The organism is Jiangella mangrovi, assembly GCF_014204975.1.
In the GTDB taxonomy this organism is placed as follows: Bacteria; Actinomycetota; Actinomycetes; order Jiangellales; family Jiangellaceae; genus Jiangella; species Jiangella mangrovi.
In genome coordinates this window covers 17,068-34,493 of the sequence record NZ_JACHMM010000001.1, presented here as the reverse complement: position 1 = coordinate 34,493, position 17,426 = coordinate 17,068, and the positions used below count along the sequence as shown (strand labels likewise).

Sequence of the window (17,426 nt, the reverse complement as noted above, 5' to 3'; positions counted from 1 at the left end):
TCCATGCCGACGACGCCGCGGAAACTGCTGCCGTACGTGTCCACTGCAATCGCGGCGTACGTGGCCGCCTCGGTCGTCGCGCACCCCGAGCCGACGCCGCCCATCGAGGCGGCAGCTGCCGCCGTCGCCCCCAGCGGGAACGGCGCGAACCCCGCGGACCCGGTCACCGCGCTCGGCCCGACGTGGGGGATGGTCGGCTACGCGCCCGGCAACATCGCCGCCGTCCCGCAGCCGTTCGGCTACGACACCGTCATCGACGGCGAGACCACCAAGCGGATCTTCCTGAGCTTCGGCGCCCAGCCGGACGTCTCGACGGCGGCGTCGGTGTTCTACACGGCCACGTCCGACGACGCCGGGCAGCGCTTCCTCACATCGGAGCAGACGCCGTGGACGGCGCTGAACATGGTGCGCCTCGACGACGGGTCGTTCCTGTCGGTCGAGTTCATCCCTGACTGGGTCGACTCGACGCACGTGCAGATCCGCACCTGGCGCTCCACCGACCAGGGCGAGACGTGGACGCTGACCCAGGGCGACTACACGGCGCCGGAGCCGATGGGGTTCCTGCGGGTCTGGCGCGGGCCGATCCTGCTCTCCGACGGGACGGTGATCGTGCCGGCCTACACGGAGTACGCGAGCGACACCCGCAACGCCAGCCTGATCCTGCAGACCGACGACCTGGGCGCGACGTGGACGCTGCGCTCGACCATCGTCGAGCCGACCACCGATCTCGGCACCAACGAGGTGGGTCTCTCGTACACGACCGACGGCCGGCTCATCGCCGCCATGCGGCCGGACACCCCTCAGCCGTACCACCTGCGCCAGGCGTTCTCCGACGACGACGGCCGCACCTGGTCCGCCCCGGAGGTCGTGACCGGGCCGGACGGGCCGGTCGGCAGCATCAGCCCGGTGCTCACCCTGCAGCCGAACGGCATGCTGCTGCTCAGCTACGGCCGGCCCGACAACAACCTGCTGGTCAGCACCGACGGCACCGGCCGCTCGTGGGCGCAGCACGAGTTCGTCTTCGGCAACGCCCCGGCCACCAGCGGACCGGCCCGCGACATGGGCTCCAGCGGCAACACCGGCCTGACGACCGTCGAGGCGAACCGCTCGATCGTCTTCTACGACCGCTGCCACAGCAACAACCTCTGCAAGCCGTACAACGAGCAGTACAGCATCTGGGGCGCCTACGTCGACGCCGTCACGCCCGGCGGCGGGAAGATCGACGTGGCGACGAAGCTGCGGGCCGGCACCGCCACCATCAGCGGCGACGTCGCCCCGGCCGACCCGGTCTTCCCGGAGACCCGTCTCGAGGGTGCCGTCGACGGCAGCTCGGAACGGCACGCCGCCGCGGTGCTGCGGGGCGGGGAGGGCGCCGGCCCCCCGTCGCTCGTCGTCGAGCTGGACCGGACCTACCTGCTGGACCGCATCGGCCTGATGCTCGGCCACGACCGGCCGTACAGCGCGAGTGTGCAGCTGTCCGAGGACGGGCGACGGTGGACGGCGCCGGTCGTGCGGGCCACCCGGACCCGCGACCACGCGCTGCGCTACACCGACATCGAGCCGCAGCAGGCGCGGTACGTGCGGGTCACGGGCGTCGCCGGCACCGACACCCCGGTCACCGAGCTGGAGCTCTACGCCGCCGACGTCGACACCTTCGAGAACGACCCGGTGTTCGGCGTGCCGCGCGGCTGGACCGACGCGCTCAACGTCACCACCACCGACGTCGACCTCGCCGGCTTCGAGAGCCGGCGGTCGCTGCGGTTGTTCGACAACTACGTCGACCAGGTCGCGAAGATCACCCGGCCGGCGCCGGAGCGCGACCGCCAGGTAGCGACGTTCGAGCTGGGCAGCTCCGAGTGGAACTACCGCGGGCAGTTCGTCTTCGACGTCGTCGGCCGCAACGGCGACAGCTCCACCGTGCGCTGGCACTTCCTGCTCACGCCCGGGGCGTACCCGGCGCCGGGCTCGAGCGGCACTCCCGCGAAGCCGACCCTGCAGGCGTGGAACGGCTCGCGCTGGCTGCCGGTCGGCACGCTGGACGAGCCCGTCCACCCGCACACCTGGCGAACGGTCACCGTCGATGCGACGCTGGACGGCGCCACCGTCACGATCGGCGGCCAGTCGTTCACCACCACGACGACGTTCCAGCCGGCCACCGCCCTCGCCGGTATGTCGTTCACGTCCGCAGGCACCGGCGTCACCAGCACCACCTGGTTCCTCGACGACGTCCGCATCAGCGGCAACTGAAGGAGAGACCCCTTGCTCGACCTCGACATCGTCGACGCCCATCACCACCTGTGGGACCTCTCCCAGCCGTACCCGTGGCTGCAGGAGGCGGCCGGGCAGTTGCAGGTGCACGGCGACGACACCGCGATCCGCCGCGACTACCTGCTGGCGGACTACCTGGCCGACGCGGCGCCGCTGCGGCTGGTCGCCTCGGTGCACGTCGACGCCGGCGCCGCCGACGCCCTCGCGGAGGCGCGCTGGCTGCAGGACCTGGCCGACGGAACCGACGGGGCCGGCTTCCCGCAGGCGATCGTGGCCGGCGCGGCGCTGCACGACGACGGCGTCGCCGACCGGCTCGCGGCGCTGGCCGAGCTGCCGAACGTCCGCGGCGTCCGGCACAACCTCAACTGGCACCCGGACCCGAAGCTCACCTACACCGACCGCCCGGACCTCGTCAGCGACCCGGCCTGGCTGCGCGGCTTCGCCCTGCTGGCGCGGCACGGGTTCTCGTTCGACCTGCAGGTCTACCCGGACCAGCTGGCCGACGGCGCCCGGCTCGCGGCCGCGCACCCGGACACGGCGGTGATCCTCGACCACGCCGGCATGCCGCTGGGCCGCGACCTCGACTCCGTCCGGGCCTGGCGCAAGGGCCTGGACCTGCTGGCCGAGCAGCCGAACACGTCGGTCAAGATCTCCGGGCTGGGCATGACCGACCACCGCTGGAGCGTCGGCTCGCTGCGTCCGCTCGTGCTCGAGGTGATCGAGGCGTTCGGCGTCGACCGCGCGATGTTCGCCAGCAACTTCCCCGTCGACTCCCTCTACTCCTCCTTCGGTGAGCTGTACGAGGCGTTCGATACGATCACAGCCGACTTCTCCGCCGGCGAGCGTGCGGCGTTGTTCGCGGGGACCGCCCGGCGCGTGTACCGCATCGATGACGTCCGCCCGAAGGAGGCCGCCGCATGACGACGCCGACCATCACCGCGCTGCGGGCCTACGTGCCCGACACCACCGGCGGCGCCGACTACCACGCGCAGCGGGCCGGGCACTGGATCGACGACCACATCGCCAGCCCCATGGCGAAGTACCCGGAGTACCGCGAGAGCCGGCGCTCGTTCGGGCTGAGCCTGCTCGGCAACGTCGTCGTCGAGGTCGAGGCGTCCGACGGCACCGTCGGCTTCGCGCCCACCACCGGCGGCGAGCCGGCCGCCTGGATCATCGAGAACCACCTGTCCCGGCTGGTCGAGGGCGCGCCCGTCACCGACCTCGAGCGGCTCTGGGACCAGATGTACCTCTCGACGCTCTACTACGGCCGCAAGGGCCTGGTGGTCAACGCCATCAGCGGCGTCGACCTCGCGCTCTGGGACCTGCTCGGCAAGGTGCGCGGCCTGCCGGTGCACGCGATGATCGGCGGCGCCGTCCGCGACGAGATCCCGTTCTACGCCACCGGCCCGCGCCCCGACGTCGCACAGAAGCTGGGCTTCATCGGTGGCAAGCTGCCGCTGCAGCACGGCCCGGCCGAGGGCGACGAGGGCATCGCCAAGACCGTCGCCCGGCTGGCCGCCGCGCGCGACGCCGTCGGGCCGGAGTTCTGGCTCATGCTCGACTGCTGGATGTCCCTGACGCTCGACCACGCCGTCAGGCTCTCCCGCGCACTCGACGGCGTCGGCCTGCGCTGGCTCGAGGAGCCGCTGCTGCCCGACGACTACTGGTCGCACGCCACGCTGCGCGAGCGGATGCCGGCCGGCATGCTGCTGAGCAGCGGCGAGCACGAGTCGACGCGCTACGGCTTCCGGGCGCTGCTCGAGCTCGGCAAGGTCGACCTCGTCCAGCCCGACGTGGGCTGGTGCGGCGGGCTGACGGAGCTGCTGCGCATCTCCGCCCTCGCCGAGGCGCACGGCGCCATGGTCGTGCCGCACGGGTCGAGCGTGTACTCGTACCACTTCGTCGCGACCCGGCAGAGCAGCCCGTTCGCGGAGTTCCTCATGATGCACCCCGACGGCACCGAGGTCGTGCCGATGTTCTCGCCGCTGCTGGTCGACGAGCCGGTGCCGGTGAACGGGCGGCTGAAGGTGGCGGAGCTGGACCGGCCCGGGTTCGGCGTGCGCCTGAACCCGGGCCGGCCGCTGCGCCGTCCCTACCCGCGCTAGTCGACGTCGGTGGTGTTGTAGCGCAGCGCTATGGCGGCGTTGCGGTCGGTGTCGTAGACGACGGTGACCAGTCGCGTCGTGCCAATAGCGGCCGTGCCCGGATACCCGGAGTCCCAGTTCGAGCCCGGGTTGTAGAGCACGTGCTTCGGGGTGTCGGCCCAGAGCACGTTGGTCCGCCGCAGCGCGATCACGGTCGGCCGGTTGGTCGGCGACGTGCTGGCGTTCGGCTGGCTCCACAGCGTCGGCACCAGGTTCGTGCCCGGGATGAACTCGACCTCGGGCCCGTGCATCGCCACGCCCAGCGAGGTCGGCGCGGTCCAGGTCGTCATGTAGGTGTTGTTGTAGGAATCGGTCTGCACGCCGGCGGTGCTGGCGCCCGACGTCGACGCCGTGCGGATGATCGCGCGGACGTGCCCCGGCTCGATCTCGGTGATGGCCGGCTCCTGGTAGTTCACCGTGGGGCTGCTGGCGATCGTCTTCTGCCGGCCCGTGACCCGGCCGTCCCAGGTGACACCGCCGTCGACGCTGGCCACCACGATCGAGGCGTGCGTGCTCGACCCGTTGGGCGTGCCGTACAGGGGGATCAGGAGCTGGCCGTTGTCCAGTTCGGCGATCTTGGCGCTGTTGATCGGTCGCGGCATCGTGCTCGAGAAGACCTGGACGGGTGCCGAGAACGCGGCGTTGTCGGCGTCGCGCCGCTTCACCTGCGTCTGCACGAAGGCGCCGGTGTTGCCGTCGGCCACGAAGTACGACAGCAGCAGCCGGCCGCTGCTCAGGGTGGTCAGCGACGGGTCGCGGAAGTCGTAGTTCTCGAGGTCGGCGACGATGAACGGCGTCGCCTGCTGCCAGGTGGCGCCGCCGTCACGGCTGCGCATCATCCGCAGCTGGCTGGCCTGCTGCGAGTGGGCGCTGGACCAGCGGTACACCATCAGCAGGTCGTCCGCGTCGCCGTGCGGGTCGCGGGTCAGGTCGGGGAAGTAGGCCCGGCAGGTGGTGCCCAGCGCCGAGTCGCCGCACGGGCCGCCCGGCACGGCGACGGACTGGACGATCGCCGCCGGCGCCATGTCGCCGGCGGCCTTCGGTTCGGCGGCCGTGTCCGCCGTGGTGGCCGTGGCCGGGAGCCCGGCGAGTGCCACGGCGAGTGTCGCCGCGAGTCCGGCGACGATCGAGATTCCCTTGCGTGCATCGAGTCGTGTCATGACCGCACCTCCGACGCCGAGTCAAGTGTGACGAGGAAACCCAGCACGGCATTCCATGTCAATGGCCTCGAACGATCGTGCGGCCCTGCTTGACATGGAATGCCGTTGTGCGTTTCCTGGGACGGTGGCGGACCCCGTGAACCTCCTCGTCGCCCAGCCGGTGCACGAGGAGTGGCTGGCCCGCGTCCGCGCCGCCGTGCCGGATGCCGTCATCGATCTCCGCGACCCGATCGTCCCCGGCGAGAAGCTGCCCGAGGCCGAGCTGCGCCACCGCACCGTCCTGTTCACCGACCACCCGCCGGCCAACGCCGAGGCGCTGGCGTCACTGCGCTGGCTGCAGCTCGGGTCGGCCGGCTACCAGCAGCTGGCCGGGGCGCCGCTGCCCGACGGCGTCCGGGTCGCCAACGCCAGCGGCGTCAACGACATCCCGATCGCTGAGTGGTGCGTGCTGATGATGCTCACGCTCGGCCGGCGGCTGCCCGACGCGCTGCGCGACCAGGCCGCCCGCCGCTGGAACCGCGACGTCGCGTACCAGGTCGAGGTGCGCGGCCGCCGGGTCGGGATCTTCGGCTACGGCAGCATCGGCCGCGAGGTCGCCCGGCTCTCCCGCGGCCTGGGGCTCGAGGTCTGGGCGCTCTCGCGCAGCGGGTTCGGCCCGCGACCGGACCGCTTCGGCGCGGCCGGCGCCGACATCGCGCCCGACCGTGGGTTCGGGCCGGCCGAGCTGCCGGAGTTCCTCGCCGGGTTGGACGTCCTCGTCATCACCGCGCCACTCACCGACGAGACCCGCGGCACGTTCGGCGCGACCGAGCTGGCGCTGCTGCCGCCGCGCGCCGTCCTGCTCAATCCGGCCCGCGCGCACATCGTCGACGAGACCGCGCTGCTGGACGCGCTGGGGTCCGGGCGGCTGGCCGGCGCCGCGCTGGACAGCCAGTACCGCGAGCCGATGCCGCCGGACGACCCGTTCTGGACCGCACCGAACACCGTCGTCACCCCGCACGTCTCCGGGTCGACGGGGAGTCCGCACTTCACCGCCCGGCTGTGGGAGCTGTTCGCGCTGAACCTCGGCCGGTTCCGGTCCGGCGAGCCGCTGCTCAACGAGATCGCCGACCGCGACTGGCGATAACGCCCGTATTGACATGGAATGACCTTCCGTGTCTTCTGGTCTGCCACCGACCCCCAGGAGGCAGCCCATGCGTGTGTCCCGGCCTCTCGCGCTGACGGCGGGGGTGACCGTCGCCGGCGTCGTCGCCTCGCTGATCCCGGCCACCGCGCCCTCGGCGCGCGACATCGACGTCCCCACCGACGGCGCCGACCCCAACGGCTACGTCATCGCCCAGCACGACCCGACCACCGTCTTCGAGCCGCCGCCCGGCGTCATCGGCGGCAACGCCACGGTCGAGGCCTTCGACGCCGTCGACGCCGATGGCCTGCCGGTTCGCCGTGTGCAGATGACCTGGCAGTCCAACGAGGACGTCGCAGCCGCCGACAGCGAGGCGTCGATGGTCCTGTCCGACGACGGTGGCTACACCTTCCCCAGCGGCCTCAACACCGACACCGGCGCCGGCTGGTTCTCGAAGCTGCGCGACGGGTCGCTCATCGGGGTCGAGTTCATCCCGCGGCGCGTCGTCGACGAGCACACCGTCGAGCTGATCGCCCGCCGCTCCACCGACAACGGCAGCACGTGGAAGGACCTTCCGTCCACGTTCACCACGGACCTGTCGTTCGACGGCTCCAAGTTCGACCGCGGCATCCGCGTGCACCGCGACATCTTCTACGCCGGCGACGGCGCGCTGCTGATGACGTACTACACGACCTACGCCGGCGACCCCGGCTACCGCACCGAGCTGGCCCGCAGCACCGACGGCGGCGCGACCTGGAACCGGTACGCGACGGTCGCCCAGTTCACCGACGGCCGGACCATGGGCGAGTCCGGCATCGAGCGGGCCGCCAACGGCGACCTCGTCGCCGTCCACCGCACCGGCATTCCGGGCGGCGCCAACTTCGGGCCGCTGTACGTCAACCGCTCCAGCGACGACGGTCGCACCTGGACCCGTCCGGAGCCGCTGCAGCTGACGACGGCGTCCGGCGAGCCCGCGCCGGCGACCGGCGTCATGCCCGTGCTGCGGCTGCTGCCGAACGGGATCATGACGCTGACGTTCGGCCGCCCGGACAACTGGATCGCCATCTCGCCCGACGGCCTCGGCCACAGCTTCGAGCAGGCGCAGACCACCTACGTCAACCACCCCCGGGTCAACGCGGCGTTCCAGCGCAACCACGGCTCCTCCGGTAACGGCGCGCACGCCGTCGTGGCCGCGAACCGGGTCATGATCGTCGGCGACAACTGCGCGCCGAGCTGGGGCTGCCCCGAGACCGACGCCGGCTTCACCGTCGACGGCGAGTACCGGGTCTGGAAGAAGTTCGTCGACGTCGTCGGCCCCAACGTCGGCAAGATCGACCTGCTCGGCAAGGTCGAGGCCGGCACCGTCACGATCGACACGAACATGACGCACACGCCGCCGAAGCTGCCCGAGACCAGCCGGCTCGGCGCCATCGACGGCAGCACCGACTGGGCCTCGGCGGCGATGTTCCGCTCGGTGCGCGGCGAGGGCGTCTACACGGTGCACCTGGACCGCGAGTACACGCTGAACCAGATCGGGCTGGCCCTGCAGTACGGCGCGCCCGGCGCCGCCCGGGTCGAGGTGTCGGCCGACGGCGCCTCGTGGACCGAGGTCGTCGACACCGGCACCATCACGTCGTACACGCAGACCTACTACCCGGTCTCCGACGTGCGGGCCCGGCACGTGCGGGTCACCGTCGCCGACACCGACCCGCAGGGCCCGGAGTTCCTCGGCGAGCTCGAGCTCTACTCCACCACCGACTCCTTCGAGAACGACCCGGTCGGCCAGGTGCCGCGCGGCTACACCAGCGCCATCGGCGCCACCGTCACCGACTTCGACGTCGACGACTCCCGCCACGTCATGCGGCTGGCCGACGCCTGGACCGACAAGATCGCGACGGCGCGCTGGGTGTCGGACCCGGCGGACGAGCAGACGCTGGCGTTCCGGGTGAACTCGATCGGCTACGCGCGCGGCTTCGCCTTCACCACGATGGGCTCCACCGACGACGACTCGGAGGTGCCCGCCTACCACCTCAACATCGGCGCCGACGGCAGCATCGGCTGGTACTCGTACGAGACGAACACGTGGACGAAGATCGCGCCGGCCGGCAGCGCACCCCAGCGGGCCTGGCACGACCTCCGGGTCGAGGCCGCCCTCGACGGCGCCGAGGTCTTCCTCGGCGGCGAGTCGGTCGGCACCGTCGAGCCGTCGACGCCCGGTCTCACCGCCTTGACCGGCCACCAGTTCTCCTCCAGCGGCACCCCCAGCCAGTACGACCACTTCCTCATCGACGACGTCGAGCAGTCCTGAGGTGATCAGCGGCGCGGCCGGGGCCTCCGGGCCCCCGGTCGCGCCGTCGGTGTCGGCGGTCGGTGCTTGGATGTCGTCATGCCCGCGGAGGGTCGCGACGAGAAGCTTGCTCGATTGATTGTGAGCCGTGTCCTTGGGCTGGACGTCAGTTGGCGGCGCACTCGACCGAGCAGGGCCACGCCTTCATGTGGATCGGGATGGCGACTGAGAGTTCGGTTCAACTGGCGCTCAAGAACCGGGGCCAGGGAGCCTTCGCTGGCGCAATCTCGAGTCTCTCCACTATCGACGTGTAGACGCTGACGCCAAGCAGTTGGCATCAGCGTCTACACGTCGACATCGGACTCTCGCGATCGGTCGCGACACGCCGGTGCAGCGGCCGTCCACAGGCGACCGACCAGGCGTGAGTCGTCCACAATCGGGCCGATCCGGGTGGCATGCTGCGGGCCGTCGCCACGACGATGTCGGCATGGACGTCGGCGCGTTGATCAAGAAAGCTCGATACGAGGCGGGGCTCTCCCAGGGTGAGCTGGCCGAGCGGGCGGGCGTGAGCCGTTATGCCATCTCGCACTACGAGTGCGGCGTCCTGCTGCCGTCGATCCCCGCACTGCGGTCGATCCTCGAGGCCACGGGCAAGCAACTGCACGCCGAGCTGGAGCCGCTCGACGCCGACGTCAGAGCGGCGATCGCCCGGCTCGCGGGCGCGCCGATGGAGGACCGCCCGTCGGCGAGGCACTGGGCGTGGGTGCACACGTTCGTCGGCCCGGCTTACCGGGTCGAGGGCGTCGCGGCGGCGGAGCTGCTGGGTGCACCGGTGCCGGTGGATCACCTCGACCTCGCGCTCGCCGACGCGCCCGAGTCCTACGCAGTCCTCGTGCAGCAGCCCGGATGGTCGTGGCCGGCGCTGTCAGTGCGGCGCGACACCTGGCCGTTCGGTTGGCCGAAGGCGGGCTCGAACGACGACGAGAGCCGGGTCGCCGACCTGGGTACGCGTCTGCGTGACCTGCTTCGAGAGCAGTGTCCCGACGGCGTGTTCTGGATGGCTTCGGTCGGCTACCGGGCTCGGGTGCGGCTGGTGCCGCCGGCCGAGGTGGAGCGGTACGTCGAGGTGGCGACGCCGCATGGGGTCATACGGGTGGCGCCGCTGCACGAGATCGAGAGCACCGACCCGCGGGTGACGCGGGTGCTGCGGGTCCTGCGCGAGACGGCAGAGACGGCGGTGGCGCCGGTCGGGGACACGGCCGGCGACACCGCCGTCGGACTCAGCGGCTAGTGGGCCGAGCCGTCGGCCTTCATCGAGGCCAGGACGTCGCGGGCCGCGTCGAGGGTGCGGTCCACGTCCTCCTCGGTGTGCGAGCCGGAGATGTGGTTGCGCTTGAGCGACATCGGGATCATCAGGAAGCCGGCGTCGGTCATGCGGCGGTGGAACGTGGCGTAGGCCTGGTCGTCGTTGCGCATGAGGTCGCGGTAGCCCTTGATCGGGCCGGCGGTGAAGTAGAGCGAGAACACGCCGCCGAAGCCGGCCACCGTCGCCTGCAGGTCCAGCTCGGACACGATGCCCTCGAGGCCGGAGCGCATCCGCGCGCCCAGCGCGTGGGTGCGGGTGTAGAAGTCCGGGTTCGAGCGCAGGTGGTCGATGGTCGCGATCGCGGCCGTCGCGCCGAGGGCGTAGCCGTTGAAGGTGCCGGCCAGCAGCACGTCGCCCTTCTGGCCGTCGAAGCGCTCCATGAGCGAGCGCGGCCCGGCCAGCCCGCCGATCGGGTAGCCGTTGGCCATGCCCTTGCCGAACGTCGTGAGGTCGGGCTGGACGCCGCAGACCTCCTGGTAGCCGCCCAGTGCGTGCCGGAAGCCGGTGATGACCTCGTCGAAGATGAGCAGGGCGCCGTGGTCGGCGGTCAGCGCGCGCAGGCCGTCGACGAACTCCTGGGTGGGCACCAGGGCGCCGACGTTGTGCGGGATCGGCTCCATGATGACCCCGGCGATCCGGTCCGGGTACTGCTCGAACAGCGCCTTGACGGAGTCGAGGTCGTTGAACTCGGCGATCAGCGTCGACTCGAGGACCGAGTCGAGGATGCCGGCCGACAGCGGGTCGCGGCCGTACGCCAGCTCCGGGCGGGAGATGACGTTGCGGGCGACGGCGTCGTGCCAGCCGTGGAAGCCGCCCTGGAACTTCACCAGCAGCTGCCGGCCGGTGGCCGCACGGGCCAGCCGCACCGCCTGCGCCGTCGCCTCGGAGCCGCTCATGGTGGCGATCATCATCTCGGCCGACGGGATCGCCTCGGTGACGCGCGTGGCCAGCTCGACCTCGAGCTCGGTGACCCCGAGGCCGAACAGGTCGAGGGCGCCGACGGCGGCCCGGACCGGGTCGTCGACCACGGGCGAGTTGTGGCCGAGCAGGATCGCACCGAACGCGGCGTGGTAGTCGAGGTAGCGGTTGCCGTCGAGATCGACGACGTAGGCGCCGTCGCCACCGCCGAACGCGTACGGGTGACCCACGTAGCGCGTCGCGGAGTTCACGCCGCCCGGAATGACCTCAGCGGCGGCCTGGTGCAAGGCCCAGCCGCGGGTCGCCGTGTTGCGTGGATTGTGGTCGGAGGCTGCCGTGCCGATCCCCGGGGACATCGGACTCCTGTTCCCGCGTCGCGGCCCGGCACATGGCCGTCACGCGACGCCTCTCGGTGGTGTCGTTGTCCGGAAGCGTAGGTTGCTTCGTCAAGCATGGCAAGACGTTCCATTTTGCGTTGCGTTACGCGATCGTCATAGCGGCGGGCCTTGACACAGCGGTGCCGCGACCCAAAGATGACTCGGCATGGCACGCCATTCCGTGATTGACGACAGCCGCCCGCTCGGCGTGGTGATCGTCGGGGCCGGCTTCATCGCCGACCACCACGGCGCCGCGCTGCGAGCCAGCGCCCGCGCCCGGCTCGCCGGCATCGTCGACGTCGACGCCGGCCGCGCCAGTGCGGCCGCGACCGCCGCCGGCGGCGTGCCGTGGACCACCGACCTGGCCGAGGCGCTGGCCCGGCCCGACATCGACGCGGCGATCGTGTGCACGCCGAACATGACGCACGAGCCCATCGCACTGCAGATCGCCGCCGCTGGCAAGCACCTGCTGATGGAGAAGCCGCTCACCATCACGGTCCCGTCCGCCCACGCCGTCGCCGACGCGTTCGACGAGGCCGGCACCGTCGTCATGGCGGCCCACACGCACCGGTTCTACGACTACGCCCGGGCGGTGAACGACGCGATCGCCGACGGCGCCGTCGGCCGCCCGGTGTTCGCCCGGTTCGCGCTGCTCGGCGGCTGGATCTGGCCGGACTGGCGGGCCTGGGTGCTCGACCCGGCGAAGTCCGGCGGGCACGCGCTGCACAACGGCGTCCACCTGCTCGACCTGGTGACGTGGTGGCTGCGCGACGAGCCCACCGTCGTCTACGCCAGGGGCCGCGCCCAGACCGCCGCCGAGCTGCGAATCTACGACTACCTGGAGATGCACGTGGAGTACGCCGGCGGCGCCGACGCGGTCTGCGAGATGAGCCGCGGGCACCGGCCCTCGACGCTGGACCGCCGCGACGTGCTGGTCGCCGGCACCGACGGCGTGCTGCAACTGCCCGCCGACGGCTGGGGCTCCACCGTCGTGACCGAGTCCGGCACCAGCCTGCTGCACCCGCAGGCCGCCAATGGGTTCGCCGTGCAGCTCGACGCGTTCCTCGACGCCGTCGCCGACCCCGCCGCCGAGCGGGCGATGACCCCGGCCGACGGCGTTCGCGCGGTCGCGCTGGGCGTCGCGACCGAGCTGTCCATCGAGCGCGGCGAGCCGGTCACGCTCGACGAGGTCATGCAGGGGGTGCACGCATGAGTGACACGACTCTCGGCGTGCTGCTGCTCGGCTTCGCCGGGCTCGGGCCGGACCAGGACCACCAGAGCGCGATGTACCGGCCCGCCTTCGAGGCGCATCCCGGCTTCGAGGTCGTCGCGACCGCGGCCGACGCCGGCGCCGTGGACGACCCCGCCGTCGACGTCGTGAGCGTCTGCGTCGAGCCGGACCGCCGTGCCGACGCCGTCATCGCCGCCCTGCAGGCCGGCAAGCACGTCCTGGTCGACAAGCCGCTGGCGCTGACCGCGGCCGACGCGGCCAAGGTCGCCGCCGTCGCCGCCGAGACCGGGAAGGTCTGCCTGCCGGCTCACCACCAGCGGTTCCACCCGATGATCGCGGCCGCGCGCGGCGCGGTCGCCGGGGGCAAGGTCGGGCTGCCGTGGAACGTGCAGGCCGACTTCCTCGTGGCCGGTGGCACCCCGTCGCCGGCGGGCGAGCTGGCCAACTTCGCCGTCTACCCGGTCGACGTGGTGCTCGCGCTCACCGGCCTGCGGGTCCGCCGCGTGTACGCCCGGCTCACGACGCACTGGGCCGAGGGCGCCGGCGACGACTTCGCGCTGCTCTTCCTCACCCACGAGAACGGCCTGACCAGCACCATCAGCGTCGGCCGGACCAACGAGCTGGCCGACACCCGGCCGGCCGGACTCGCCGTGCACCGCTACCGCGTCAGCGGCTCGCACGGCGTCCTCGACATCGACGCCTCGCGCCCGGCTGTCGTCCTCCGCCGGGGCGAGGCGTCGAGCAATACATCGGGGACTGGCGTCGGACCTCGCGGCCGGCTGTCGTCGACTTGGCACGGCCCGAGCACCGTGGACCGCCTACTGGACGAGCTGCACGCGGCGATCACCGCCGGCCGCCCGCCCAGCCCGTCCGCCGCCGACGCCGTCCACATCGCCGAGATCGTCGACGCGGCCCGCACGTCGGCCGCGTCCGGACAACCCGTCGACCTCCAGGAAGGCAGCCGATGAAGCTGGTCACCTATACCCGCGACGGCGTCACCCGGCACGGGTACGTCGCCGACGAGGCCGCGGCCACCGTGGCCGAGCTCGGCGACGGCGACCTCGGCGCGCTGGTCGCGGCCGGCGCCGGCACCACCACCGGCTGGCGGCCGGGCGACACCGTCGGGACCCACCGGCTCGCCGACGTCACCGTCCGCGCACCGATCACGCGCCCCACGAAGGTGCTGGCGGTGGCCGCGAACTACCAGGACCACGTCGCCGAGGGCGGCGGGGCTCCGCTGGACAAGCAGACCCTGGCGCCGCGGCTGTTCCTCAAGCCCGGCACGTCGATCGCGGACCCGGGCGCCGACATCGCCCTCCCGTCCGTCAGCACCCAGGTCGACTGGGAGGCCGAGCTGGTCGTCGTCGTGGGCGTGGGCGGCAGGGACATCCCGGTGGAGCAGGCCCTCGAGCACGTGGCCGGCTACGCCGTGGGCAACGACGTGTCGGCCCGGTCGGTCGACTACGGGTACGAGCGTGACACCTCGTCCCCCGCGGTCGGCTTCTTCGACTGGCTCGCCGGCAAGTGGCCGGACGGGTTCGCCCCGTACGGCCCCTACCTCGTCACATCCGACGAGGTGCCCGATCCGCAGGACCTCGACGTCGAGCTCGAGGTCAACGGCACGCTCCGGCAGAAGGGGAGCACCGCCGACATGATCTTCAGCGTGGCCGAGCTGGTCTCGTTCGCGTCGCGGCTGATGACACTCGAGCCCACCGACATCATCCTGACCGGGACGCCGGCCGGGGTCGGTGCGGCGTCCGGAACCTTCCTCGCCTCGGGTGACGAGATGACGGTGCGCATCGCCGGTCTCGGAGCCCTCACCAACCGCGTCGTCTGAACCCACCAAACCCTGAGAGGTAGCTGTGAGACGTTCCCGAGCGCAACGCGCAGCCCTGATCTCCGCCGGCATGGCGATGGTCCTCGCCGTCGCGGCCTGTTCCGATCCGACCCAGAACGAGGACACCAGCGGTTCCGGTGACGACGGCGCCAGCAGCGGCTCCGAGGACACGACGCTCAACGCGTACCTGTACCAGCCGCCGGCGGCGAACTGGAGCCCGATGGCCCCGGCCAGCGGCCCCGACGGGGTCGTCATGAACCTCATCTACGACTCGCTGCTGGGCGTCGACCCGGACTACAAGCTGTACCCGCGCCTGGCCGCCGACCTGCCGGAGATCTCCGAGGACGGCCTCACCATCACGTACACGCTCCAGGAGGGCCTGACCTGGAGCGACGGTGAGCCCTTCACCGCCGAGGACGTCGTCTTCACCTACAACCTCATGGCCGACCCGGACACGGGCAGCACCGCGTCGGGCCGGTTCGCCGACGTCGTCGGCGGTCCCGAGGTCGCGGCCGGCACCGCCGACACCGTCACCGGGTTCACCGCCCCCGACGACACCACCTTCCAGATCCAGCTGTCCAAGCCGAACATCGGCCTCGTGGGCCTGACCGGCAACATCTGGATCGTGCCGCAGCACGTGCTCGCCGACGTGCCGGTGGACGAGATGGACACCGCGGAGTTCTTCACCCAGAGCCCGAACGTCGGCATGGGGCCGTACATCTTCCAGGAGTACGCCACCGACCAGTACGTCCACCTGGTGAAGAACCCGTCGTTCCGCGAGGGCGAGGTGGACATCGACGAGATCTACCTGCGGCCGGTGACCTCGGACGTCGCCACCGCCCAGCTGGGCACGGGTGAGATGGACCTGGTGCAGATCGCCGCGCCCGACCTCGAGACGGTCGAGGCGATGGACGGCATCGAGGTGGGCTCCGGCCCCGGCGCCGGCTACATCCGCACGTCGGTGAACGAGCTGAAGCCGTACCTGCAGGACCCGCGCCTGCGCCAGGCGATGCTGTACGCCGTCGACCGGCAGCAGCTCATCGACGAGGCGCTCGGCGGGAACGCCACGCCGGTCAACGCCAGCTTCATGAACGACGCAATGCCGGACGACCTCGAGACGTACGACTACGACCCGGACAAGGCCCGCGAGCTGCTGGCCGAGATGAACTGGGACCCGAACCAGGTGGTCCAGCTCTCCTGGATCGCCGGCCAGCGCGACCGCGACACGGCGGCCACCATCCTGGAGAGCCAGCTCAACGAGGTCGGCATCAAGCTCGAGCTCAACCAGGTGCAGCCGGGCCAGCTGACGGACATGATGAACAACCAGTCCTACGACATGACGCTCTATGGTGGCGGCAACTACGCCACCGAGCCGTTCGCCGTGTTCGCCATCAACGCCTGCAGCACACACTTCCCGGCCGGCGGCAACCTGTCGTACTGGTGCAACGAGGAGTTCGACCAGCTGATGCTCGAGGCCAACGCGACGGTCGACGAGGCCGCCCGCTACGACCTCTACCAGCAGGCAGCGCGCATCGAGAACGCCGAGGTGCCGATGATCTACCTGTACAACCCGGACACCATCTGGGCGCACACCGACGCGCTGAAGGGCTTCGTCCCGAACGGCGACTTCACGAACCCGTTCTGGAACGTCCAGGAATGGACGCTGGAGCGCTAGGTTCCGCACGACCCGCGGATGCCGGGCGGCCGCCACGCGCGACCGCCCGGCACCGCGGCCGGACGAAGAGGAGGTGAGCGGTGACGGCGTTCGTCGTCAGACGGATCCTGGTGAACATCGTCGTGTTCATCCTGATCGGGATCGGCGTGTTCCTGCTGGTCCGAGCCGCCCCGGGCGACCCGGTGCGGATGATGATCAGGCCCGAGGACATGCAGGAGGGCGGCGAGGCGTTCATCGCGGCCCGGCGCGCGGAGCTCGGGCTCGACGACCCGATCCTCATCCAGTACGGCCGCTGGTTCCTGGACGCACTCACGGGCAATCTCGGCGACTCGTTCGTCAACCGGCAGCCGGTCAGCGGCCTGCTCCTCAAGCGGCTCGGCCCGACGGTGCTGCTGATGTCGACCGCGCTCGCGATCTCGCTGCTGATCGCGATCCCGCTGGGCACCATCGCGGCGGTCCGCCGCAACACCAGCGTCGACTACGCGGCCGCGGCGCTCAGCCTGGGCGTCATCTCGGTGCCGTCGTTCTTCCTCGGCATCGTCTCGATCTACATCTTCTCGCTGCAGCTGGGCTGGCTGCCGTCGTCGGGGATGTCCACACCCGGCGGCGGGGGCGGGACGGACGTCCTGCAGCACCTGATCATGCCGGCGGCGATCCTCGGGCTGGCCAGTGCCGGACCCTTGACGAGATACGTGCGCGGCAGCCTGATCGACGAGCTGTCCGCCGACTACGTCCGCACTGCCGAGGCCAAGGGCGCCGCGCCGGGACGGGTGGTGACGCGGCACGCGCTGCGCAACTCGCTGATCCCCCTCATCACGATCATCATGATCAACGTCCCGCAGATGCTGGCCGGCGCCGTGGTCCTGGAGCAGGTCTTCGCCTGGCCGGGCATGGGGCAGCTCGCGGTGCGCGCGGTGACGGCGCAGGACTACCCGGTGATCGTCGGCTTCGCGCTCTACGTCGCCGCGCTGGTGCTCATCTGCAACCTGCTCGCCGACATCGCCTACGCCGCCGTCGACCCGAGAGTGAAGGTGACGTGA

Annotated in this window: 13 protein-coding genes; 11 read left to right on the top strand and 2 right to left on the bottom strand. The window is 71.4% G+C overall.

The features are described 5' to 3' along the window. The first annotated feature begins 3 nt into the window (after positions 1 to 3). Genes HD601_RS00150 through rhmD form a run of 3 tightly spaced genes read left to right on the top strand, consistent with a single transcriptional unit; the run spans position 4 to position 4,373 of the window. Positions 4 to 2,247 (top strand): exo-alpha-sialidase, encoded by a 2,244-nt coding sequence (locus HD601_RS00150; RefSeq protein WP_184818206.1) that lies wholly within the window; start codon positions 4 to 6, stop codon positions 2,245 to 2,247. A 12-nt stretch (positions 2,248 to 2,259) separates the two neighbouring features. Next, complete coding sequence (locus HD601_RS00145; protein WP_184818204.1) at positions 2,260 to 3,189, top strand: amidohydrolase family protein; 930 nt, start codon at positions 2,260 to 2,262, stop codon at positions 3,187 to 3,189. Then, positions 3,186 to 4,373, top strand: a complete 1,188-nt coding sequence (rhmD, locus tag HD601_RS00140; protein ID WP_184818202.1) for an L-rhamnonate dehydratase — start codon at positions 3,186 to 3,188, stop codon at positions 4,371 to 4,373. The genes HD601_RS00145 and rhmD overlap by 4 nt, the downstream gene beginning before the upstream one ends. On the opposite strand, the gene HD601_RS00135 is transcribed toward rhmD, so the two are convergent. Beyond that, positions 4,370 to 5,572 carry a sialidase family protein gene (locus tag HD601_RS00135; RefSeq protein WP_184818200.1) on the bottom strand — a complete coding sequence of 401 codons (1,203 nt, stop codon included), beginning with the start codon at positions 5,570 to 5,572 and terminating at the stop codon, positions 4,370 to 4,372. The genes rhmD and HD601_RS00135 overlap by 4 nt on opposite strands. 124 nt (positions 5,573 to 5,696) lie before the next feature. On the opposite strand from HD601_RS00135, the gene HD601_RS00130 reads away from it, so the two are divergent. The 3 genes from HD601_RS00130 to HD601_RS00120 all read left to right on the top strand — a co-directional run bounded on the left by HD601_RS00130 (position 5,697) and on the right by HD601_RS00120 (position 10,273). After that, positions 5,697 to 6,698 (top strand): NAD(P)-dependent oxidoreductase, encoded by a 1,002-nt coding sequence (locus tag HD601_RS00130; RefSeq protein WP_184818198.1) that lies wholly within the window; start codon positions 5,697 to 5,699, stop codon positions 6,696 to 6,698. A gap of 67 nt (positions 6,699 to 6,765) precedes the next feature. After that, entirely contained in the window at positions 6,766 to 9,003 is a 2,238-nt protein-coding gene (locus tag HD601_RS00125; RefSeq protein WP_184818196.1) for a discoidin domain-containing protein, read from the top strand. Positions 9,004 to 9,469: 466 nt separating this feature from the next. Next, positions 9,470 to 10,273 (top strand): helix-turn-helix domain-containing protein, encoded by an 804-nt coding sequence (locus HD601_RS00120; protein WP_184818194.1) that lies wholly within the window; start codon positions 9,470 to 9,472, stop codon positions 10,271 to 10,273. On the opposite strand, the gene HD601_RS00115 is transcribed toward HD601_RS00120, so the two are convergent. After that, positions 10,270 to 11,622, bottom strand: coding sequence for an aspartate aminotransferase family protein (locus HD601_RS00115; protein WP_184818192.1), 1,353 nt, complete (start codon positions 11,620 to 11,622; stop codon positions 10,270 to 10,272). The genes HD601_RS00120 and HD601_RS00115 overlap by 4 nt on opposite strands. 187 nt (positions 11,623 to 11,809) lie before the next feature. Between HD601_RS00115 and HD601_RS00110 the strand changes: the two genes are divergently transcribed. The 5 genes from HD601_RS00110 to HD601_RS00090 all read left to right on the top strand — a co-directional run bounded on the left by HD601_RS00110 (position 11,810) and on the right by HD601_RS00090 (position 17,426). Then, the gene (locus HD601_RS00110) at positions 11,810 to 12,856 is read left to right on the top strand and encodes a Gfo/Idh/MocA family protein (RefSeq protein WP_184818190.1); all 1,047 of its coding nucleotides are present in this window, start codon (positions 11,810 to 11,812) and stop codon (positions 12,854 to 12,856) included. Beyond that, positions 12,853 to 13,842, top strand: coding sequence for a Gfo/Idh/MocA family protein (locus HD601_RS00105; protein ID WP_184818188.1), 990 nt, complete (start codon positions 12,853 to 12,855; stop codon positions 13,840 to 13,842). Before HD601_RS00110 ends, HD601_RS00105 begins: the two co-directional genes overlap by 4 nt. Next, positions 13,839 to 14,711: a fumarylacetoacetate hydrolase family protein gene (locus HD601_RS00100; protein WP_184818186.1), complete on the top strand. Its 873-nt coding sequence runs from the start codon at positions 13,839 to 13,841 to the stop codon at positions 14,709 to 14,711. Before HD601_RS00105 ends, HD601_RS00100 begins: the two co-directional genes overlap by 4 nt. 70 nt (positions 14,712 to 14,781) lie before the next feature. Continuing rightward, positions 14,782 to 16,386 carry an ABC transporter substrate-binding protein gene (locus HD601_RS00095; protein ID WP_184818184.1) on the top strand — a complete coding sequence of 535 codons (1,605 nt, stop codon included), beginning with the start codon at positions 14,782 to 14,784 and terminating at the stop codon, positions 16,384 to 16,386. Positions 16,387 to 16,466: 80 nt separating this feature from the next. Further along, positions 16,467 to 17,426: an ABC transporter permease subunit gene (locus HD601_RS00090; protein WP_184818182.1), complete on the top strand. Its 960-nt coding sequence runs from the start codon at positions 16,467 to 16,469 to the stop codon at positions 17,424 to 17,426.

Excerpts from the sequence above, each read along its gene's own strand:
- HD601_RS00105 (WP_184818188.1), top strand. The coding sequence starts at position 12,853 with ATGAGTGACACGACTCTCGGCGTGCTGCTGCTCGGCTTCGCCGGGCTC.
- HD601_RS00150 (WP_184818206.1), top strand. The coding sequence starts at position 4 with ATGCCGACGACGCCGCGGAAACTGCTGCCGTACGTGTCCACTGCAATC.
- HD601_RS00100 (WP_184818186.1), top strand. The coding sequence starts at position 13,839 with ATGAAGCTGGTCACCTATACCCGCGACGGCGTCACCCGGCACGGGTAC.
- HD601_RS00115 (WP_184818192.1), bottom strand. The coding sequence starts at position 11,622 with ATGTCCCCGGGGATCGGCACGGCAGCCTCCGACCACAATCCACGCAAC.
- HD601_RS00110 (WP_184818190.1), top strand. The coding sequence starts at position 11,810 with ATGGCACGCCATTCCGTGATTGACGACAGCCGCCCGCTCGGCGTGGTG.
- HD601_RS00120 (WP_184818194.1), top strand. The coding sequence starts at position 9,470 with ATGGACGTCGGCGCGTTGATCAAGAAAGCTCGATACGAGGCGGGGCTC.
- HD601_RS00125 (WP_184818196.1), top strand. The coding sequence starts at position 6,766 with ATGCGTGTGTCCCGGCCTCTCGCGCTGACGGCGGGGGTGACCGTCGCC.
- HD601_RS00095 (WP_184818184.1), top strand. The coding sequence starts at position 14,782 with ATGGCGATGGTCCTCGCCGTCGCGGCCTGTTCCGATCCGACCCAGAAC.
- HD601_RS00135 (WP_184818200.1), bottom strand. The coding sequence starts at position 5,572 with ATGACACGACTCGATGCACGCAAGGGAATCTCGATCGTCGCCGGACTC.
- rhmD (WP_184818202.1), top strand. The coding sequence starts at position 3,186 with ATGACGACGCCGACCATCACCGCGCTGCGGGCCTACGTGCCCGACACC.